This window comes from Kosakonia sp., from assembly GCF_032104925.1.
Taxonomy (GTDB): domain Bacteria; phylum Pseudomonadota; class Gammaproteobacteria; order Enterobacterales; family Enterobacteriaceae; genus Kosakonia.
On sequence record NZ_DAMCGF010000004.1, the window covers coordinates 333476 to 349738 of the forward strand.

Annotated in this window: 15 protein-coding genes and 1 pseudogene; 11 read left to right on the forward strand and 5 right to left on the reverse strand. The window is 55.3% G+C overall.

The window, feature by feature from the left end:
• Window positions 1-36: 36 nt before the first annotated feature.
• Window positions 37-474, forward strand: a pseudogene (locus RT644_RS10830) (VirK/YbjX family protein); the annotation flags it as partial.
• Here RT644_RS10830 and RT644_RS10835 read toward each other — a convergent pair.
• A complete protein-coding gene (locus RT644_RS10835; protein WP_020457213.1) occupies window positions 471-2129 on the reverse strand; it encodes an ATP-dependent endonuclease in 1659 nt (552 codons plus the stop codon). The pseudogene RT644_RS10830 and the gene RT644_RS10835 overlap by 4 nt on opposite strands.
• Window positions 2130-2501: 372 nt before the next feature.
• Between RT644_RS10835 and aqpZ the strand changes: the two genes are divergently transcribed.
• The 4 genes from aqpZ to hcr all read left to right on the forward strand — a co-directional run bounded on the left by aqpZ (window position 2502) and on the right by hcr (window position 7002).
• Window positions 2502-3197, forward strand: a complete 696-nt coding sequence (gene aqpZ, locus RT644_RS10840; RefSeq protein WP_313626629.1) for an aquaporin Z — start codon at window positions 2502-2504, stop codon at window positions 3195-3197.
• Window positions 3198-3323: 126 nt separating this feature from the next.
• Window positions 3324-4223 (forward strand): lysine exporter LysO family protein, encoded by a 900-nt coding sequence (locus RT644_RS10845; RefSeq protein WP_313626630.1) that lies wholly within the window; start codon window positions 3324-3326, stop codon window positions 4221-4223.
• Between the two features lie 147 nt (window positions 4224-4370).
• Complete coding sequence (gene hcp, locus RT644_RS10850; protein WP_313626632.1) at window positions 4371-6023, forward strand: hydroxylamine reductase; 1653 nt, start codon at window positions 4371-4373, stop codon at window positions 6021-6023.
• Between the two features lie 10 nt (window positions 6024-6033).
• Window positions 6034-7002: an NADH oxidoreductase gene (hcr, locus tag RT644_RS10855; protein ID WP_020457210.1), complete on the forward strand. Its 969-nt coding sequence runs from the start codon at window positions 6034-6036 to the stop codon at window positions 7000-7002.
• A 52-nt stretch (window positions 7003-7054) separates the two neighbouring features.
• On the opposite strand, the gene RT644_RS10860 is transcribed toward hcr, so the two are convergent.
• Complete coding sequence (locus tag RT644_RS10860) at window positions 7055-7483, reverse strand: DoxX family protein (RefSeq protein ID WP_020457209.1); 429 nt, start codon at window positions 7481-7483, stop codon at window positions 7055-7057.
• A gap of 153 nt (window positions 7484-7636) precedes the next feature.
• On the opposite strand from RT644_RS10860, the gene poxB reads away from it, so the two are divergent.
• The 4 genes from poxB to RT644_RS10880 all read left to right on the forward strand — a co-directional run bounded on the left by poxB (window position 7637) and on the right by RT644_RS10880 (window position 12947).
• A complete protein-coding gene (gene poxB, locus RT644_RS10865) occupies window positions 7637-9355 on the forward strand; it encodes a ubiquinone-dependent pyruvate dehydrogenase (RefSeq protein WP_313626634.1) in 1719 nt (572 codons plus the stop codon).
• 38 nt (window positions 9356-9393) lie between these two features.
• Complete coding sequence (ltaE, locus tag RT644_RS10870) at window positions 9394-10392, forward strand: low-specificity L-threonine aldolase (RefSeq protein ID WP_097406902.1); 999 nt, start codon at window positions 9394-9396, stop codon at window positions 10390-10392.
• Between the two features lie 10 nt (window positions 10393-10402).
• Window positions 10403-11839, forward strand: a complete 1437-nt coding sequence (locus tag RT644_RS10875; RefSeq protein WP_313626636.1) for a DUF2867 domain-containing protein — start codon at window positions 10403-10405, stop codon at window positions 11837-11839.
• A 94-nt stretch (window positions 11840-11933) separates the two neighbouring features.
• Window positions 11934-12947, forward strand: coding sequence for an NAD-dependent epimerase/dehydratase family protein (locus tag RT644_RS10880; RefSeq protein ID WP_020457205.1), 1014 nt, complete (start codon window positions 11934-11936; stop codon window positions 12945-12947).
• 5 nt (window positions 12948-12952) lie between these two features.
• Here RT644_RS10880 and RT644_RS10885 read toward each other — a convergent pair whose 3' ends face one another.
• The 3 genes from RT644_RS10885 to RT644_RS10895 all read right to left on the reverse strand — a co-directional run bounded on the left by RT644_RS10885 (window position 12953) and on the right by RT644_RS10895 (window position 14704).
• Window positions 12953-13486 (reverse strand): WG repeat-containing protein, encoded by a 534-nt coding sequence (locus RT644_RS10885; protein WP_233500360.1) that lies wholly within the window; start codon window positions 13484-13486, stop codon window positions 12953-12955.
• A 67-nt stretch (window positions 13487-13553) separates the two neighbouring features.
• Window positions 13554-14384, reverse strand: a complete 831-nt coding sequence (locus RT644_RS10890; protein ID WP_020457203.1) for an N-acetylmuramoyl-L-alanine amidase — start codon at window positions 14382-14384, stop codon at window positions 13554-13556.
• Window positions 14381-14704, reverse strand: a complete 324-nt coding sequence (locus RT644_RS10895; RefSeq protein WP_020457202.1) for a heavy metal-binding domain-containing protein — start codon at window positions 14702-14704, stop codon at window positions 14381-14383. Before RT644_RS10895 ends, RT644_RS10890 begins: the two co-directional genes overlap by 4 nt.
• 102 nt (window positions 14705-14806) lie before the next feature.
• Between RT644_RS10895 and RT644_RS10900 the strand changes: the two genes are divergently transcribed.
• On the forward strand, window positions 14807-15322 hold the full coding sequence (locus tag RT644_RS10900) for a lipoprotein (protein WP_020457201.1): 516 nt from the start codon (window positions 14807-14809) through the stop codon (window positions 15320-15322).
• 209 nt (window positions 15323-15531) lie between these two features.
• Window positions 15532-16260, forward strand: coding sequence for an arginine ABC transporter ATP-binding protein ArtP (gene artP / locus RT644_RS10905; protein ID WP_020457200.1), 729 nt, complete (start codon window positions 15532-15534; stop codon window positions 16258-16260).
• Window positions 16261-16263 lie beyond the last annotated feature (3 nt).

Here is a 16263-nt window from a genome sequence, read left to right on the forward strand (position 1 = left end):
GAACACCAACGAAACAAAAAATTCGTATTTTCTCCATTGTGCCAGTTCGCTGGCAAGACAACGCTCTATATTGGTGGACTGCAGGGCGCGAAAGCGCATGTTCCGCATGAGGCGATTCAGGTAGCGACCAAGGCGTGTCATGGGTTGTTCCCGAAACGTCTGCTGGTGGAAACGGCCATGATGATGGCGCAATTTCTGCAAGTGGAAGAGATCCGCGCTGTCAGTAATGAAACGCATATCTACCGCAACGCGCGTTATCGCAAGAAAAAACAGGGGCTGCTGCATGCCGATTACAACAGTTTCTGGGAATCGCTGAGTGCCATTGCCGATCAGCACGGCGACTTCGTGCTGCCCTTGGTGATGCCGCGCAAACCGATGGAAGAGATCGCCAGCAAAAAGCGTTCTGAATATCGCCGCCGCTACGAGCTGCTCGACAGCCTGCAGGCGCAGACTGTCGCTCACTGCCAGAACTAATCTGCCCGCCCGCGTGCCAGCCATAGCACGCGGGAAAACATTTTACGAAACAGATGCGGCACCGACTCCACGCCGCGCCTGCCCGCTTCCAGTGCCACTTCAATCGCCAGATCCGGTTTTGACGAACGGTGGATCGCTTTGATAATCACCCGCCGCATATTCATCGACACATTGTCCGGTAACTGTGCGACACGGTGATAGACATCGGCGAACCCTTCCCGATACATAAAATGCTCCATATCCAGCGCCGGCAGTTCCGTCAAATGTTCGCGCGTCTGATCCCTGTCGTTATCGAGCAGGCTACGCACGGTAGCGGCATACTTCTTCCCGGCTTCGTCACCATCCACCAGCACATGCCACTCAATACCCATGCGGCGCGCAAACTTAATGAGCGGCTTTAAGCCTGACTGGGCAAATTCGATAATTTTCACCCCTTCGGCATCGAAATGATGACCGCACTGGCGCGCCAGTTCATTGATAACCCAGTTCTCCGTCTCCCCTTCCACCAGCAACCAGCATCGGGCAAAGAGTGAAGAAGGCCGGTTAACGCGAATATGAAACGCAATGCGCCGCCCATCTTCGGCACTTAAACCGCCAGGGCCAAGACGCCAGGCCGCCACACGCGAAGACTCGCGCACCAGGCGACAAACATGTTCAACCGGTGTTAACGACAGCAGCTCACCGGAGTTGGTGGTGGTTATCTTTTGTAGCGGCAGCAAATTCAGCAATTGCCAGGCCACAGAGAGCATGATCGGATGCAGCCGCGTTTCCGGATCTTCCACCAGCAATAGCGGCCGCGCGTCACGGTCGAGATGGACAGAACCTTTCGCCTGCAACAGCGTGGCGAAAAACCCCAGCAGAATAACCCGGTACATCCGCCCGCCGGGCTTATCGATCATGCGGTTAATAATGTCGAGATAGCGCCAGCTACGTTGCTCATCATGAGAGCGGCGGCGCATCAGGCGCTGGTGTGAAGCGCCACTTCCCTGCTCGGCAAAATAGTGCTCAAGCAATTGCACCATCGCTGACAGCCCGTGGCGTATCTGCGCGTCGGTTAAATTTTGCGGGCGGGAGATCAATTCGTGGGAGAGGAAATCAAGCTGACGCGCGGTGTTTTCCAGCAACGGCGTATCCGGCACGCTGCCGTTACGGATGCGGCGCATAAAGCGCGCATCACGTAGCCGCAGTACCGGCATCAGCCGCACCAGGTGCCGGGCACTTTCATCGATGTCCTCCAGCGGCAGCAAATTCCCCTGTGCATCCAGAAAACCGCGTAGCGTCATTACGCTGCCATCGTCGGAAAGCTCGCCTTCATGCCGGTAGAAGAGGCGGCGATAACCGTCATTCCCGGCAACCCAACAATCTGCCAGCGGGCGATAACGTCGCGTGCGGTAGCGTCCGGGTTCGGATTCGCGAAAAGTCAGAATAATATGCAGATGATGTTCCCGCCCTTGCAGATCCCCCGGCGGGAACCAAAAATCATCGCGGACAAAATGGTAGAGATCCGTTTCCGGTGACAGCAGCAGGGTTAACGCGTCCAACAGGCTCGATTTACCCCAGGCGTTTTCCCCAATTAACACGTTGTTCTGCTCAAGCATCAGCGATAAACGATTAATGCCGCGAAAGCCGACAATATCCACGCGCTCCAGAATCATTCTTCCTCCGGCATCTCTGGGCTTTTCCGTCTATTCTTGAAGGAGTATAGCGGGACGAAAAGCGGCAGAACACGCGCTAAGTGCAATATTTCATTGAAATATATGCAGTGACTCCATCGTTGTAATATTTAAAAAATGAACCGCGATATTAAATAGCATATATTTCTTATTTGCTGACATAAGTAAAAACTTCACACCAGCAAAAAGCAACAACTTACGATAAATTATCTATTTTAAATCAATTTACTGGTTTTTATAACTGGTTATTTTATTTTGTAACTCCCTACAATACGCACGCTTTTATTCACGCATCCATTGATGTCTGACACACGGCGCGGGTCTGGGCCCGTTTCTGTTTTTATCGAGGTGGCTATGTTTAGAAAATTAGCTGCGGAATGTTTTGGCACATTCTGGCTGGTATTTGGTGGCTGCGGCAGCGCAGTGCTGGCGGCAACGTTTCCGCAAACCGGCATTGGTTTTGCCGGGGTGGCGCTGGCGTTCGGTTTAACGGTCATGACCATGGCATTTGCCGTCGGGCATATTTCCGGCGGTCATTTTAATCCGGCAGTCACACTCGGCCTGTGGGCTGGCGGTCGTTTTCCGGCAAAAGAGGTGGTGGGATATATTCTCGCGCAGCTGGTTGGCGGCATTATTGCCGCGGCAGTGCTCTATTTAATTGCCAGCGGTAGAAGTGGTTTCGATGCGGCGGCCAGCGGTTTCGCCTCTAACGGCTACGGAGAACATTCCCCAGGACATTACTCAATGTATTCCGCCATTATTATTGAGATTGTCCTGAGCTGCGGTTTCCTGCTGGTTATTCACGGTGCGACAGATAAAAATGCACCTGTCGGCTTTGCACCTATCGCCATTGGGCTGGCGCTGACATTAATCCATTTGATCAGTATCCCGGTCACCAACACCTCGGTTAACCCGGCGCGCAGCACCGCCGTGGCGATTTTCCAGGGCGGCTGGGCGTTAGAACAGTTATGGATGTTCTGGGTGATGCCGATTATCGGCGGTATCCTCGGTGGCGTTATCTACCGTACGCTGCTGGAAAAACGCACTTAAGATAAAGACCCGGTTTTGTGCCGGGTCTTTTGCATAATCTTTCTTATTTTTTGCAGCTTTACTCATTTTCAACCTTTGGGTAGTGTGTTCCCCGGTGTTTTCACTTTGCAAGGATTCGGGCGCTTCATGCTTTCAGGACTGTTAATTATTCTTCTGCCGTTGGTCATCGGTTATCTGGTTCCCCTGCGTCACACTGCTGCGCTCAAACTTATCAATAAATTACTCAGCTGGATTGTCTATCTGATCCTCTTTTTTATGGGGATAAGCCTCGCTTTTCTCGATAATCTCAGCGCGAACTTACTGGCGATATTGCATTACTCGGCGGTCAGCGTGGTGGTGATCCTGCTTTGTAACGCCGCTGCACTGCTGTGGCTGGAGCGTACGCTGCCCTGGCATCACCAGCACCAGCAAGAAAAATTGCCTTCGCGGATTGCGATGGCGCTGGAATCCCTGCGTCTGTGCGGTGTGGTGGTCATCGGTTTCGCCATTGGTCTTTCCGGGGTGGCGTTTTTACGCTATGCCACGGAAGCCAGCGAATACACGCTGATCTTCCTGTTGCTGCTGGTGGGCATTCAGTTGCGTAACAGCGGCATGACGCTGAAACAGATTGTCCTTAACCGCCGGGGAATGATTATTGCCGTGGTGGTTGCTGCCAGCTCGCTGATTGGCGGCGTGATTAATGCGCTGATCCTCGGCCTGCCGCTGAAAACGGGTCTTGCCATGGCTTCGGGATTTGGCTGGTATTCGTTGTCGGGCATTCTGCTGACCGAGTCGTTCGGCCCGGTGATCGGCAGCGCCGCCTTCTTTAACGATCTGGCGCGCGAGTTGATTTCCATCATGCTGATCCCTGGTCTGGTGCGCCGCAGCCGCTCTACCGCGCTTGGGTTATCGGGCGCGACCTCGATGGATTTCACCCTGCCGGTACTCCAGCGCTCCGGTGGCCTGGAGCTGGTGCCCGCCGCCATTGTGCACGGTTTTATTCTCAGCTTGCTTGTGCCGCTTTTAATGGCCTTTTTCTCTGCCTGATACTTCATTGGCGGTAGACGCCTGCCGCCAAACTTGCGCTAAATCAATATCCCCTTAAATTGCCGTCAAAATCGCTTTTAAGCCTGCCGACAGCAGCATAATCTTAAACATGTATTTCAAATATAACTTTAACATAAAGGTGTGACCATGTTTTGTGTGCAATGTGAACAAACCATCCGAACTCCGGCGGGCAACGGCTGTGCGTACGCGCAGGGGATGTGCGGTAAAACTGCCGAAACCTCCGACCTGCAGGATCTATTGATTGCCGCGTTACAAGGGCTCTCCGCCTGGGCCAGCAAAGCACGTGAGTACGATCTGATTGACCATGAGATCGATAACTTCGCGCCGCGCGCCTTCTTCTCTACCCTCACCAACGTTAACTTCGATTCCGTGCGTATTGTCGGCTACGCGCGCGAGGCCATCGCCAAACGTGAAGTGCTGAAAGCACGCTGCCTCGCTATTGATCCGAATTCCCACATCGACAACCCAATGGCCGACCTGCAACTGGTCAGCGACGATCTCGGCGAATTACAGCGCCAGGCGGCAGAGTTCACGCCGAACAAAGACAAAGCGGCGATTGGCGAAAACATCCTTGGTTTACGCCTGCTCTGCCTGTACGGCCTGAAAGGCGCGGCGGCCTATATGGAACACGCCCATGTGCTGGGCCAGTACGACAACGATATCTACGCCCGTTATCACAAAATCATGGCATGGCTGGGTACCTGGCCTTCTGATATGAATGCCCTGCTCGAATGTTCAATGGAAATTGGCCAGATGAACTTCAGCGTGATGAGCATTCTGGATGCTGGTGAAACCAGCACTTACGGTCACCCGACGCCTACTCAGGTCAACGTCAAAGCCGTTGCCGGGAAATGCATCCTGATTTCCGGCCACGACCTGAAAGATCTCTACAACCTGCTGCAACAAACCGAAGGCACGGGCGTAAACGTCTATACCCACGGTGAAATGCTGCCGGCGCACGGCTACCCGGAACTGCGCAAATTCAAACATCTGGTCGGTAACTACGGTAGCGGCTGGCAGAACCAGCAGGTGGAGTTCGCCCGCTTCCCTGGCCCCATCGTCATGACGTCCAACTGCATTATCGACCCGACCGTTGGTGCTTATGACGACCGTATCTGGACGCGCAGCATCGTCGGCTGGCCGGGTGTCAACCATCTGGAAGGCGACGACTTCGCACCGGTGATCCGCCAGGCGCAGCAGATGTCCGGCTTCCCGTTCAGCGAAATCGAACACCTGATCACCGTCGGTTTTGGTCGCCAGACGCTGCTTGGCGCGGTGGATTCACTGATTGATTTGGTGAGCCGTGAAAAACTGCGTCACGTCTTCCTCGTTGGTGGCTGTGACGGTGCGCGCGGTGAGCGTAACTACTTTACCGACTTCGCCACCCAGGTGCCGGATGACTGCCTGATCCTGACGCTGGCCTGCGGTAAATACCGCTTTAACAAACTCGACTTTGGCAACATTGAAGGTCTGCCGCGCCTGATTGATGCGGGTCAGTGTAACGATGCTTACTCAGCCATCATCCTGGCGGTGACGCTGGCGGAAAAACTGGGCTGCGGTGTTAACGATCTGCCGCTGTCGCTGGTGCTCTCCTGGTTCGAACAAAAAGCGATTGTCATCCTGCTGACTCTGCTCTCGCTGGGTGTGACGAATATTGTCACCGGGCCGACGGCCCCGGGCTTCCTGACGCCGGATCTGCTGGCGGTGCTGAATGAGAAATTCGGTCTGCGCCAGGTCACGACCGTGGAACAGGATATGCAGCAGTTGCTGAGCGCATAAGGAGCTAACGATGACCATGCCAACCCCTCAATGCCCGTGGCGTATGCAGGTTCACCATATCCAGCAGGAAACGCCGGATGTCTGGACACTGTCGCTGTTGTGCCACGATTACTACCCCTATCGCGCCGGGCAATATGCGCTGGTGAGTATCCGCAACAGCGCGGATACGCTGCGGGCCTATACCATTTCGTCCACGCCGGGCGTTAGCGAATACATCACGCTGACCATCCGCCGTATTGATAATGGCGCAGGTTCTCAGTGGCTGACACGGGAAGTAAAACGCGGCGATTATCTGTGGCTTTCCGATGCGCAGGGGGAATTCACCTGCGATAACGAACCGAACGATAAGCTGTTGCTGCTGGCGGCGGGGTGCGGCGTGACGCCGATTATGTCAATGCGTCGCTGGCTGGCGCATTACCGTCCGCATGCTGACGTACAGGTGATCTTCAATGTGCGTTCGCCGGAAGACGTGATTTTTGCCGATGAATGGCGTGATTACCCGGTCACGCTGGTGGCAGAAAATAACGCCACGGCGGGTTTTGCCGCTGGTCGTCTGAGTCGCGAGTTACTGAGCCAGGTGCCGGAACTGGCGGCGCGCACGGTAATGACCTGCGGCCCGGCGCCGTATATGGATTGGGTTGAAAGCGAAGTCAAGGCGCTTGGCGTGACGCGTTTCTTTAAAGAAAAATTCTTTACCCCAGTGGCTGAAGCCGCAACCAGCGGGCTGAAATTCAGCAAACTCTCGCCGATGAAAACCTTCTACGCGCCAGTGGGCAGCACGCTGCTGGATGCGCTGGAAAGCAATAAAATGCCGGTCAATGCCGCCTGTCGCGCCGGTGTCTGCGGTTGCTGTAAAACGCAGGTAGTTTCCGGTGAATACACCGTCAGCAGCACCATGACGCTAACGGAACAAGAGATTGCCGACGGCTTCGTGCTGGCCTGCTCCTGCCACCCACAAGGCGATTTAGTGCTGGCGTAATCCGCAATAAAAAAGCGCCCCTCATCTGAAGGGCGCTTTTTCCTTAAACCGTTTACTTCCAGGCAGGTGCGACGGAGTAACGACCCGCACCGATAAATGCAATTACCAGCGCCGCAATAAAGTAATACACCATGCTCTCAATCGCCCATGCGCCAGTCGCATCCAGCGATCCGGTTTTACCCACGCCAACCAGCAGCCAGGCCACAACCATGGTGAACGCCAGCACCAGCGCAGCAGGACGCGTCAGTACGCCGAGAATAAGCAGGATCGGGCACAGCACTTCGCCAATCAGCACACCATAAGCGATAAAACCGGGAAGCCCCTTCGCCGCCAGCATCCCCGCAATCCCATCGATACCGCCGATTAATTTGTGCAGCCCGTGGAATAACATCAGCCCGCCGACCATCAAACGCAGCAGCAGACGACCAAAATCTTCATGCGAAAACATCTTATTAACTGAGTTTAACAATGATTTAACCATTTGAAATGATTCCTGTTTTCATCGACCTGTGTCAGACTATTCCGATCTGTAACAAAAATAAACCCCTGTTTTATAAAAGCTCATTCTAAATCCGCTTTGTGACGCATTCATTGTCTAAGCTTGTAAGCAAGATCACAAAAAGGAGCGTCGTAGATGAAACAGACAGTGGCCGCGTATATCGCCAAAACGCTGGAGCAGGCAGGCGTAAAACGCATCTGGGGGGTAACCGGCGATTCCCTTAACGGCTTAAGTGACAGCCTGAACCGTATGGGCACCATCGACTGGATGCCGACCCGTCATGAAGAAGTCGCCGCCTTTGCCGCCGGCGCAGAAGCACAACTCACCGGCGAGCTGGCCGTCTGCGCGGGTTCGTGCGGGCCAGGAAACCTGCATTTGATTAACGGCTTGTTCGACTGCCACCGCAACCATGTCCCGGTGCTGGCGATTGCCGCTCATATCCCTTCCAGTGAGATCGGCAGCGGTTATTTCCAGGAAACCCATCCGCAGGAGCTGTTTCGCGAATGCAGCCACTACTGCGAGCTGGTGTCAAACACGGAACAGATCCCACAGGTACTGGCGATCGCCATGCGCAAAGCCATTCTCAACAAAGGCGTATCGGTGGTGGTACTGCCGGGTGATGTCGCACTGAAACCTGCGCCGGAAAGCGCCAGCAGTCACTGGTATAGCGCCCCGCAGCCGGTTGTCACCCCTGCCGAGCAGGAGTTGCACAAACTGGCGCAACTGCTGCGCTATTCCACTAACATTGCGCTAATGTGCGGCAGCGGCTGTGCCGGGGCGCATAAAGAGTTACTGGCATTTGCCGGTAAGCTGAAGGCGCCGATTGTCCACGCCATGCGCGGCAAAGAACATGTGGAGTACGACAACCCCTTTGACGTGGGAATGACGGGCTTAATTGGCTTCTCATCGGGTTTCCATACCATGATGAATGCCGACACACTGGTGCTGCTCGGCACTCAATTCCCTTACCGCGCGTTCTACCCCACTGATGCGAAAATAATCCAGATCGACATCAATCCGGGGAGTATCGGCGCGCACAGCAAGGTAGACATGGCGCTGGTGGGCGATATCAAAGCCACCCTGGCCGCTCTGTTACCGCTGCTGGAGGAGAAAACCGACCGCAAATTCCTCGACAAAGCGCTGGAAGACTATCGCCAGGCGCGCAAGGGGCTGGATGATTTAGCAAAACCGAGCGACAAAGCGATCCATCCGCAATATCTGGCGCAGCAAATTAGCCACTTCGCTGACGATGACGCCATTTTCACCTGCGATGTCGGTACGCCAACCGTCTGGGCGGCGCGTTACCTGAAAATGAATGGCAAACGCCGTCTGATTGGTTCCTTTAACCACGGTTCAATGGCCAATGCTATGCCGCAGGCGCTGGGCGCGCAGGCCACATTCCCACAACGGCAAGTGGTCGCGCTGTGTGGCGACGGCGGTTTTAGCATGCTAATGGGCGATTTCCTGTCGGTCGTGCAGATGAAACTGCCGCTGAAAATCATCGTTTTTAATAACAGCGTGCTCGGTTTTGTGGCGATGGAGATGAAAGCGGGCGGCTATCTGACGGATGGCACAGAACTGCAGGATACCAACTTTGCGCGTATCGCCGAGGCCTGCGGCATTACCGGTATTCGCGTGGAAAAATCGGCCGATGTTGACGACGCGCTGCAACGCGCCTTCTCGATCGATGGTCCGGTACTGGTGGATGTCACCGTGGCGAAAGAAGAGCTGGCGATCCCGCCGCAAATCAAGCTGGAACAGGCCAAAGGCTTTAGTCTCTACATGATGCGCGCCATCATTAGCGGGCGCGGCGATGAGGTAATCGAACTGGCGAAAACCAACTGGCTCAGGTAAAACAGAGGGCATTACCCATCGTAAGATAAGGAAATGCCGTGATCGATTTACGCAGTGATACCGTAACCCGCCCGAGCCGCGCCATGCTGGAACAGATGATGGCCGCCCCGGTCGGGGACGACGTTTACGGTGATGACCCGACGGTCAATGAACTGCAACGTTACGCCGCCGAACTGAGCGGTAAAGAGGCGGCGTTGTTTTTGCCGACCGGTACCCAGGCCAACCTGGTCGCCCTGCTCAGCCACTGCGAACGCGGTGAAGAGTACATTGTCGGCCAGGGGGCGCATAACTATCTCTACGAAGCGGGCGGCGCAGCGGTGCTCGGCAGCATCCAGCCGCAACCGATTGATGCCGCCGCCGATGGTACGCTGCCGCTGGACAAAGTTGCGGCGAAAATCAAAGCCGACGACATTCACTTTGCCCGCACCAGACTACTGAGCCTTGAGAACACCCACAACGGCAAAGTATTGCCGCGCGACTACCTGCGACAGGCATGGGAGTTTACCCGCGAACGTGGGTTGTCGCTGCATGTCGACGGTGCGCGCATCTTCAACGCGCTGGTGGAATATGGCTGCGAGCTGAAAGAGATCGCCCAATTTTGCGACTCGTTCACCATTTGCCTGTCGAAAGGCCTCGGCACGCCAGTAGGCTCCCTGCTGGTGGGCGATAAAGCGTATATCACCCGCGCTAATCGCTGGCGCAAAATGACCGGCGGCGGTATGCGTCAGGCCGGTATTCTGGCGGCGGCGGGCCTTTATGCATTACAAAACAACGTCGCGCGGCTGAAAGAAGACCATGAGAATGCCGCGTGGCTGGCCGCGCAACTGAAAGAGGCTGGCGCAGATGTGATGCGCCACGACACCAATATGCTGTTTATTCGGGTAGGCGATAACGCACAAGCGCTGGGCGCGTATCTGCGCGAGCGCGGCGTGTTGATCAACGCCTCGCCAGTGGTGCGCCTGGTCACGCATCTGGATGTTAATCGTCAGCAACTGGCAGAGGTGGTTCACCACTGGCAGGCCTTTTTACAGCACTAAGGAGCGGGATGTGGCGCAGCGGATCCTGGTGCTTGGTGCCAGCGGCTATATTGGACAACGTCTGGTCGAAGCGCTCAGCCAGCAAGGTCATCAGATCAAAGCGGTCGCGAGAAACTTAACTCGCCTGCAAAAGCAGCAACTGCCGGGCGTAAGCTGTCATCGCGTTGATCTCTGGTGGCCGCAGGAGTTGCCCGCGTTACTGCGCGATGTCGATACACTCTACTATCTGGTGCACAGCATGGGCGAAAGCGGCAATTTCGTCGCCCATGAGCGGCAAATCGCGCTGAATGTGCGCGATGCGCTGCAGGGGTCGTCGGTTAAGCAGGTTATCTTTCTCAGTTCGTTACAGGCCAAGGGCGAAACGAATTCCGACCACCTGCTGGCCCGGCAATACACCGGCGATCTGCTGCGTGCGGCGGGCATTCCCGTTACCGAATTACGCGCCGGCATCATTGTTGGTGCAGGTTCCGCCGCCTTCGAAGTGATGCGCGACATGGTATTTAACCTGCCGGTGTTAACGCCGCCGCGCTGGGTGCGCTCGCGTACCACGCCGATTGCGCTGGAAAACTTGCTGCACTATCTGGTCGAACTGCTTCAGCACCCCGCGCAGGAACACCGGGTGTTTGAGGCCGCCGGGCCGGAAGTATTGAGCTACCAGCAGCAGTTCGATCACTTTATGCGCGTCAGCGGCGTTCATCGCCCGCTGATCCCGATCCCCCTCCCCACCCGACTGATTTCCGTCTGGTTTTTACACCTCATCACCTCTGTGCCGCCGACCATCGCCAAAGCGTTAATTCAGGGCTTAAAGCACGATTTGCTGGCAGATGATACCGAATTGCGCCGCCTGATCCCGCAGACACTGATCCCGTTTGACGACGCGGTGCGCCGCACCCTGCAGGAGGAGGAAAAACTGGTTAACTCCAGCGACTGGGGTTACGACCCGCAGGCGTTTTCCCGCTGGCGTCCGCAATATGGTTACTACCCAAAGCAAGCGGGTTACACAGTGAAAACCGCTGCCAGCCTGAGCGCATTATGGGAAGTGGTTAACCGCATCGGTGGTAAGGAGCGCTACTTCTTCGGCAACATTCTGTGGCAAACCCGCGCGGCGCTTGATCATTTAATTGGCCACAAATTGCCGCATGGTCGACCTGCGCGCCCGTTTTTGCAAACCGGTGACGCGGTAGACAGCTGGAAAGTGATCATCGTCGAGCCCGAGCAGCAACTGGCGCTGCTGTTTGGTATGAAAGCACCAGGGCTGGGACGGCTCAGCTTTACGCTGACCGATAAAGGCGATCACCGGCTGCTGGATGTCCGCGCATGGTGGCATCCGCACGGTATGCCGGGGCTGTGGTACTGGTTATTAATGTTCCCGGCGCATCTGTTTATTTTTCGCGGCATGGCGCAGCGTATTGCCCATCTGGCAGAACAAAATAGAGAAAAAGTCTGAGCTTAACCGCTTTTCTTTTCGTCATCCCATTGCATCAGAGCGTAATTCACGGAAGAATGCCCGCGATAAAGCCTTTTCAACACAATGGATCGATATGAAAGTACTGGTCACGGGCGCAACCAGCGGTTTAGGCCGAAACGCGGTCGAGTATTTGCGGCAAAAAGGAATTAGCGTCAGGGCCACTGGTCGTAACGAAGCCATGGGCAAGTTACTCAGTAAAATGGGCGCTGAATTTGTGCACGCCGATCTGACCGAACTGGTCTCCTCGCAGGCAAAAGTGATGCTTGCCGGGATCGACACGCTGTGGCACTGCTCAAGTTTCACGTCGCCGTGGGGCACGCAGGAAGCGTTTGATCTGGCAAATGTGCGCGCGACTCGCCGTCTCGGTGAGTGGGCCGTCGCCTGGGGCGTGCGCAACTTTATTCATATCTCCTCCCCTTCGCTCTATTTTGACTATCACCACCATCGCGATATCAGCGAAGACTTTCGCCCGGTGCGTTTCGCCAATGAATTTGCCCGCAGCAAAGCGGCCGGTGAACAGGTGATCGACCTGCTGGCGCAGGCGAACCCGAATACCCGTTTCACCATTTTGCGCCCGCAAAGCCTGTTTGGTCCGCACGATAAAGTCTTTATTCCGCGTCTGGCGCAGATGATGCACCACTACCGCAGCGTGTTGCTGCCGCGCGGCGGCGATGCGCTGGTGGACATGACCTATTACGAAAACGCGGTGCAGGCAATGTGGCTTGCCAGCCAGCCTCAGTGCGATAAGCTGCCTTCCGGGCGGGCGTACAACATTACCAACGGCGAGCCGCGCTCGCTGCGCAGCATCGTGCAAACATTAATTGATGAACTGGGTATTCACTGCCGGATTCGCTCGGTGCCTTATGCGATGCTGGATATGGTAGCGCGCAGTATGGAGCATTTCGGCGATAAACGCGCCAAAGAGCCTGCGTTCACCCATTATGGCGTGTCGAAGCTCAACTTTGATTTCACGCTGGATATCAGCCGCGCCCAGCAGGAACTGGGCTATACGCCGATTGTGACGCTGGATGAAGGCATCAAACGCACGGCGTACTGGTTAAAAGACCACGGCAAACTGCATCGCTGAATGATTTAAAACGGGCCGGATTTGACGTCAGAAATTTTCTGCCCGCTTTTATCGATGTAGAACCACTCCCCGCCGACCAGCGCGGTATGCTCGCCATCCTTTTGCGGTTTGCAGCCGTTACACACCAGCGCTCTGCCCTCTTTAAACTGCCAGCCGTAATCGAACTGTGGCGCGATGCGGTTGCGGAAATTGTCGTCCCAGTAGCCCACTTTGCCGTTCTGGCGCGAGCGCACCAGCCCTTCAACAAACCAGTCCGGCCCATTATCAAAATGCACAACGGAAAGGTAGCTGTCCGGCGAACGCACATAGTAATCGGCATCCATCAACCCGGCGGCGCGCATATAGTCATACAGACCGACCCACGACATGCCCTCGACATCACGGGTTTTTGCAAACAGCGCAGGCAGGAATCTGAGCTTGCCCTCTTTCACTTCAACGCATTTATCGAGCTTTTCCACGTTATCCGTGGATTTATCCCAGTAAGCACAGCTGAACACCGTCACCGGGTTTGGCGCGGCATGGGCAGAAAAAGCCGCCATCAGCAGCGCGCCTGATATGATGCGAAACCTCATCTCCATTGACCTCGTCATAAAAAAGCAGTGGGAATTACCCCGCCTGGCCATATTTTTCCAGTAATGCCTCGGCAATCGCCTGGCTTTCAGCGTCAGCAATGCCGTTCCACAGCCCCGGACGGAAATGCATTTGAAACGCCATGATGACCCGTTTTTGCTCTGCGGGCGACATCTGCGGTTTCACGTCGTAACCGTACCGCGCCAGTAAATCAAGCAAGGAAGCCGTATCTACCGGTTCATGCGCCGAACGACCATTCAGGTAAAACGCGACACGCTGCGCATCCGGCCAGGCGCCAATCCCCTGGGAAAACAGCGTTTGCCACGGGAACAACGGGCCAGGATCGTCTTTACGCTGCGGCGCGATATCCGCATGTGCTACCACATTCTGCGGTGCAATGTGGTAGCGCGAGATTATATCTTTTACCAGAGGAATCAATGCATTAATTTGCGCGGGCGCAAAAGGTGCGAATTGTTTTCCGCCGGAAGTACGTTGCCAGCCGCGATTTTCCAGTTCAATGCCGATGGAGGTGTCGTTGATACGTGTCGCGCCGCGCCAGAAACTCGCCCCTGCATGCCAGGCTAACTCCTGCTCTGGCACCAGTTGCCAGATCCTAGGTTTACCGTGATGCAGCGGGGGCTCCGCCGGGATCAGGTAATGCGCGCTCACCTGCTTATCCGTAAGCGTTGCCAGCGACACATCAAAATCATCGGCAGTGTAGTGAATAACCAGCACTTTAATACGCGGATACGCCGCCTGCGCCTGCCGCCGGGTATCAAGCTGATAACCGTCTTTATCAATGATGCCTTTTTCACTGGCGCAACCTGCGAGCAGCAGCGCCAGCAGCAGTAACGCGATGTTTTTCATGTCCGCGTTTTCACCGCCGTACCGCTGACGCACACCATTAGCATACTGCCGTCCTTGCCCACCGTTTCGTAATCAACATCAATGCCGACCACCGCATTTGCACCCAGTGCTTTAGCCTGCTCGCCGAGTTCGCGAAATGCGATATCGCGCGCCTTGCGTAACTCTTTTTCATAAGCGCCGGAGCGGCCACCGACGATATCGCGAATACCGGCAAAGAAGTCACGAAAAATATTCGCCCCGAGAATCGCTTCCCCGGTCACGACCCCGCAGTACTCGACAATCGGTTGCCCTTCCAGCGTCGGTGTGGTTGAAAACTGCATCGGTTTCTCCTTTTAACGTTCAATGCGTTACACCACACATTATCAGATCAATACACTATTCTTGAAAGGTCGTGACTTCTGAAGAGAAATAAGGAAATCAATATGCGCTATTCAGTTTTGACTCTCGCCTTGCCATGCGCGCTGCTGTTAAGCGCCTGCACCACGGTAACCCCGGCATTTAAGGATACGGGCGCGCGTGTTGGCCCGTGTGTGGAAGGCGGCCCGGATTCCGTAGCACAGCAATTTTATGACTACCGCATCGCGCACCCCGGTAACGACTGGACTGCGCTGCGCCCCTATCTGAGCGATGATCTGAGCAAAATGCTCACCGCCGCCAGCCGCGATTCGCGCAATGCCACGCTTTTAAAAGCGGATCCGTTCTCCAGCCGCAACGTCACCCCTGAAAAGGCTGACGTCGCCAGTGCATCGACCATTCCGAATACCGATGCACGGAATATTCCGCTGCGCGTCACGCTCACCAAAGGTGACCAAAGCTGGCGGGATGAAGTGCTGATGATCCGCGAAGGCCAGTGCTGGGCAGTAGACGATGTGCGCTATCTCGGCGGCACCGTTCATGCCCCCGCCGGAACGCTACGTCAGTCGGTAGAACATCGGTGATTATTTCATGCCGCAATAGATAACCCCCGTAAAATGTCTGGCATTCCGCGGTGAATGCCGACATTTATGCCTGGTTCCCGCACCGCTCGGTATTTTGTGCTAACTTTATGTAGGAAGTTGGTTTATTTTTAAGTTTTAACGCACAAATATTGCATAACTATTCTGTCAACGTTACTATTTGCGGCCTCAATTGCTATCAGACTGCTTCGATGAGTATTAAATTAAACAGCATCAATTGCTTTTATGGCGCACACCAGGCGCTGTTCGATATCACGCTGGATTGCCCGCAAGGGGAAACACTGGTGCTGCTCGGCCCAAGCGGTGCGGGTAAAAGTTCGCTGTTGCGCGTACTCAACCTGCTCGAAATGCCGCGTTCCGGCCAGTTAAGCATTGCAGGCAATCACTTCGACTTTGCCAAAACCCCGTCTGATAAAGCGATCCGCGAATTGCGCCAGAATGTGGGCATGGTATTTCAGCAATATAATCTCTGGCCGCATCTGACCGTGCTGCAAAATCTGATTGAAGCGCCGTGCCGCGTGCTCGGTTTAAGCAAAGATCAGGCGCTGGCGCGCGCGGAAAAGCTGCTGGAGCGTTTACGTCTAAAACCGTATAGCGACCGTTTTCCGCTACATTTATCCGGTGGTCAGCAGCAGCGTGTCGCTATCGCCCGTGCGCTGATGATGGAGCCGCAGGTGCTGTTGTTTGATGAACCTACCGCCGCGCTCGATCCGGAAATCACCGCGCAAATCGTCAGTATCATTCGTGAGCTGTCGGAAACCGGCATCACGCAAGTTATCGTGACCCACGAAGTGGAAGTGGCGCGTAAAACCGCCAGCCGCGTGGTGTACATGGAAAATGGTCACATTGTTGAGCAAGGGGATGCGGGCTGCTTTGCCGCGCCGCAGACCGACGCGTTTAAATATTACCTATCTCACTGAAGA

What these genes read in the sequence shown, in the direction of transcription:
- RT644_RS10835 (WP_020457213.1), bottom strand. Translation starts at nt 2,129, where the DNA reads ATGATTCTGGAGCGCGTGGATATTGTCGGCTTTCGCGGCATTAATCGT.
- hcp (WP_313626632.1), top strand. Translation starts at nt 4,371, where the DNA reads ATGTTTTGTGTGCAATGTGAACAAACCATCCGAACTCCGGCGGGCAAC.
- RT644_RS10845 (WP_313626630.1), top strand. Translation starts at nt 3,324, where the DNA reads ATGCTTTCAGGACTGTTAATTATTCTTCTGCCGTTGGTCATCGGTTAT.
- aqpZ (WP_313626629.1), top strand. Translation starts at nt 2,502, where the DNA reads ATGTTTAGAAAATTAGCTGCGGAATGTTTTGGCACATTCTGGCTGGTA.
- hcr (WP_020457210.1), top strand. Translation starts at nt 6,034, where the DNA reads ATGACCATGCCAACCCCTCAATGCCCGTGGCGTATGCAGGTTCACCAT.
- poxB (WP_313626634.1), top strand. Translation starts at nt 7,637, where the DNA reads ATGAAACAGACAGTGGCCGCGTATATCGCCAAAACGCTGGAGCAGGCA.
- RT644_RS10890 (WP_020457203.1), bottom strand. Translation starts at nt 14,384, where the DNA reads ATGAAAAACATCGCGTTACTGCTGCTGGCGCTGCTGCTCGCAGGTTGC.
- RT644_RS10860 (WP_020457209.1), bottom strand. Translation starts at nt 7,483, where the DNA reads ATGGTTAAATCATTGTTAAACTCAGTTAATAAGATGTTTTCGCATGAA.
- RT644_RS10885 (WP_233500360.1), bottom strand. Translation starts at nt 13,486, where the DNA reads ATGGCGGCTTTTTCTGCCCATGCCGCGCCAAACCCGGTGACGGTGTTC.
- artP (WP_020457200.1), top strand. Translation starts at nt 15,532, where the DNA reads ATGAGTATTAAATTAAACAGCATCAATTGCTTTTATGGCGCACACCAG.
- RT644_RS10895 (WP_020457202.1), bottom strand. Translation starts at nt 14,704, where the DNA reads ATGCAGTTTTCAACCACACCGACGCTGGAAGGGCAACCGATTGTCGAG.
- RT644_RS10880 (WP_020457205.1), top strand. Translation starts at nt 11,934, where the DNA reads ATGAAAGTACTGGTCACGGGCGCAACCAGCGGTTTAGGCCGAAACGCG.
- RT644_RS10900 (WP_020457201.1), top strand. Translation starts at nt 14,807, where the DNA reads ATGCGCTATTCAGTTTTGACTCTCGCCTTGCCATGCGCGCTGCTGTTA.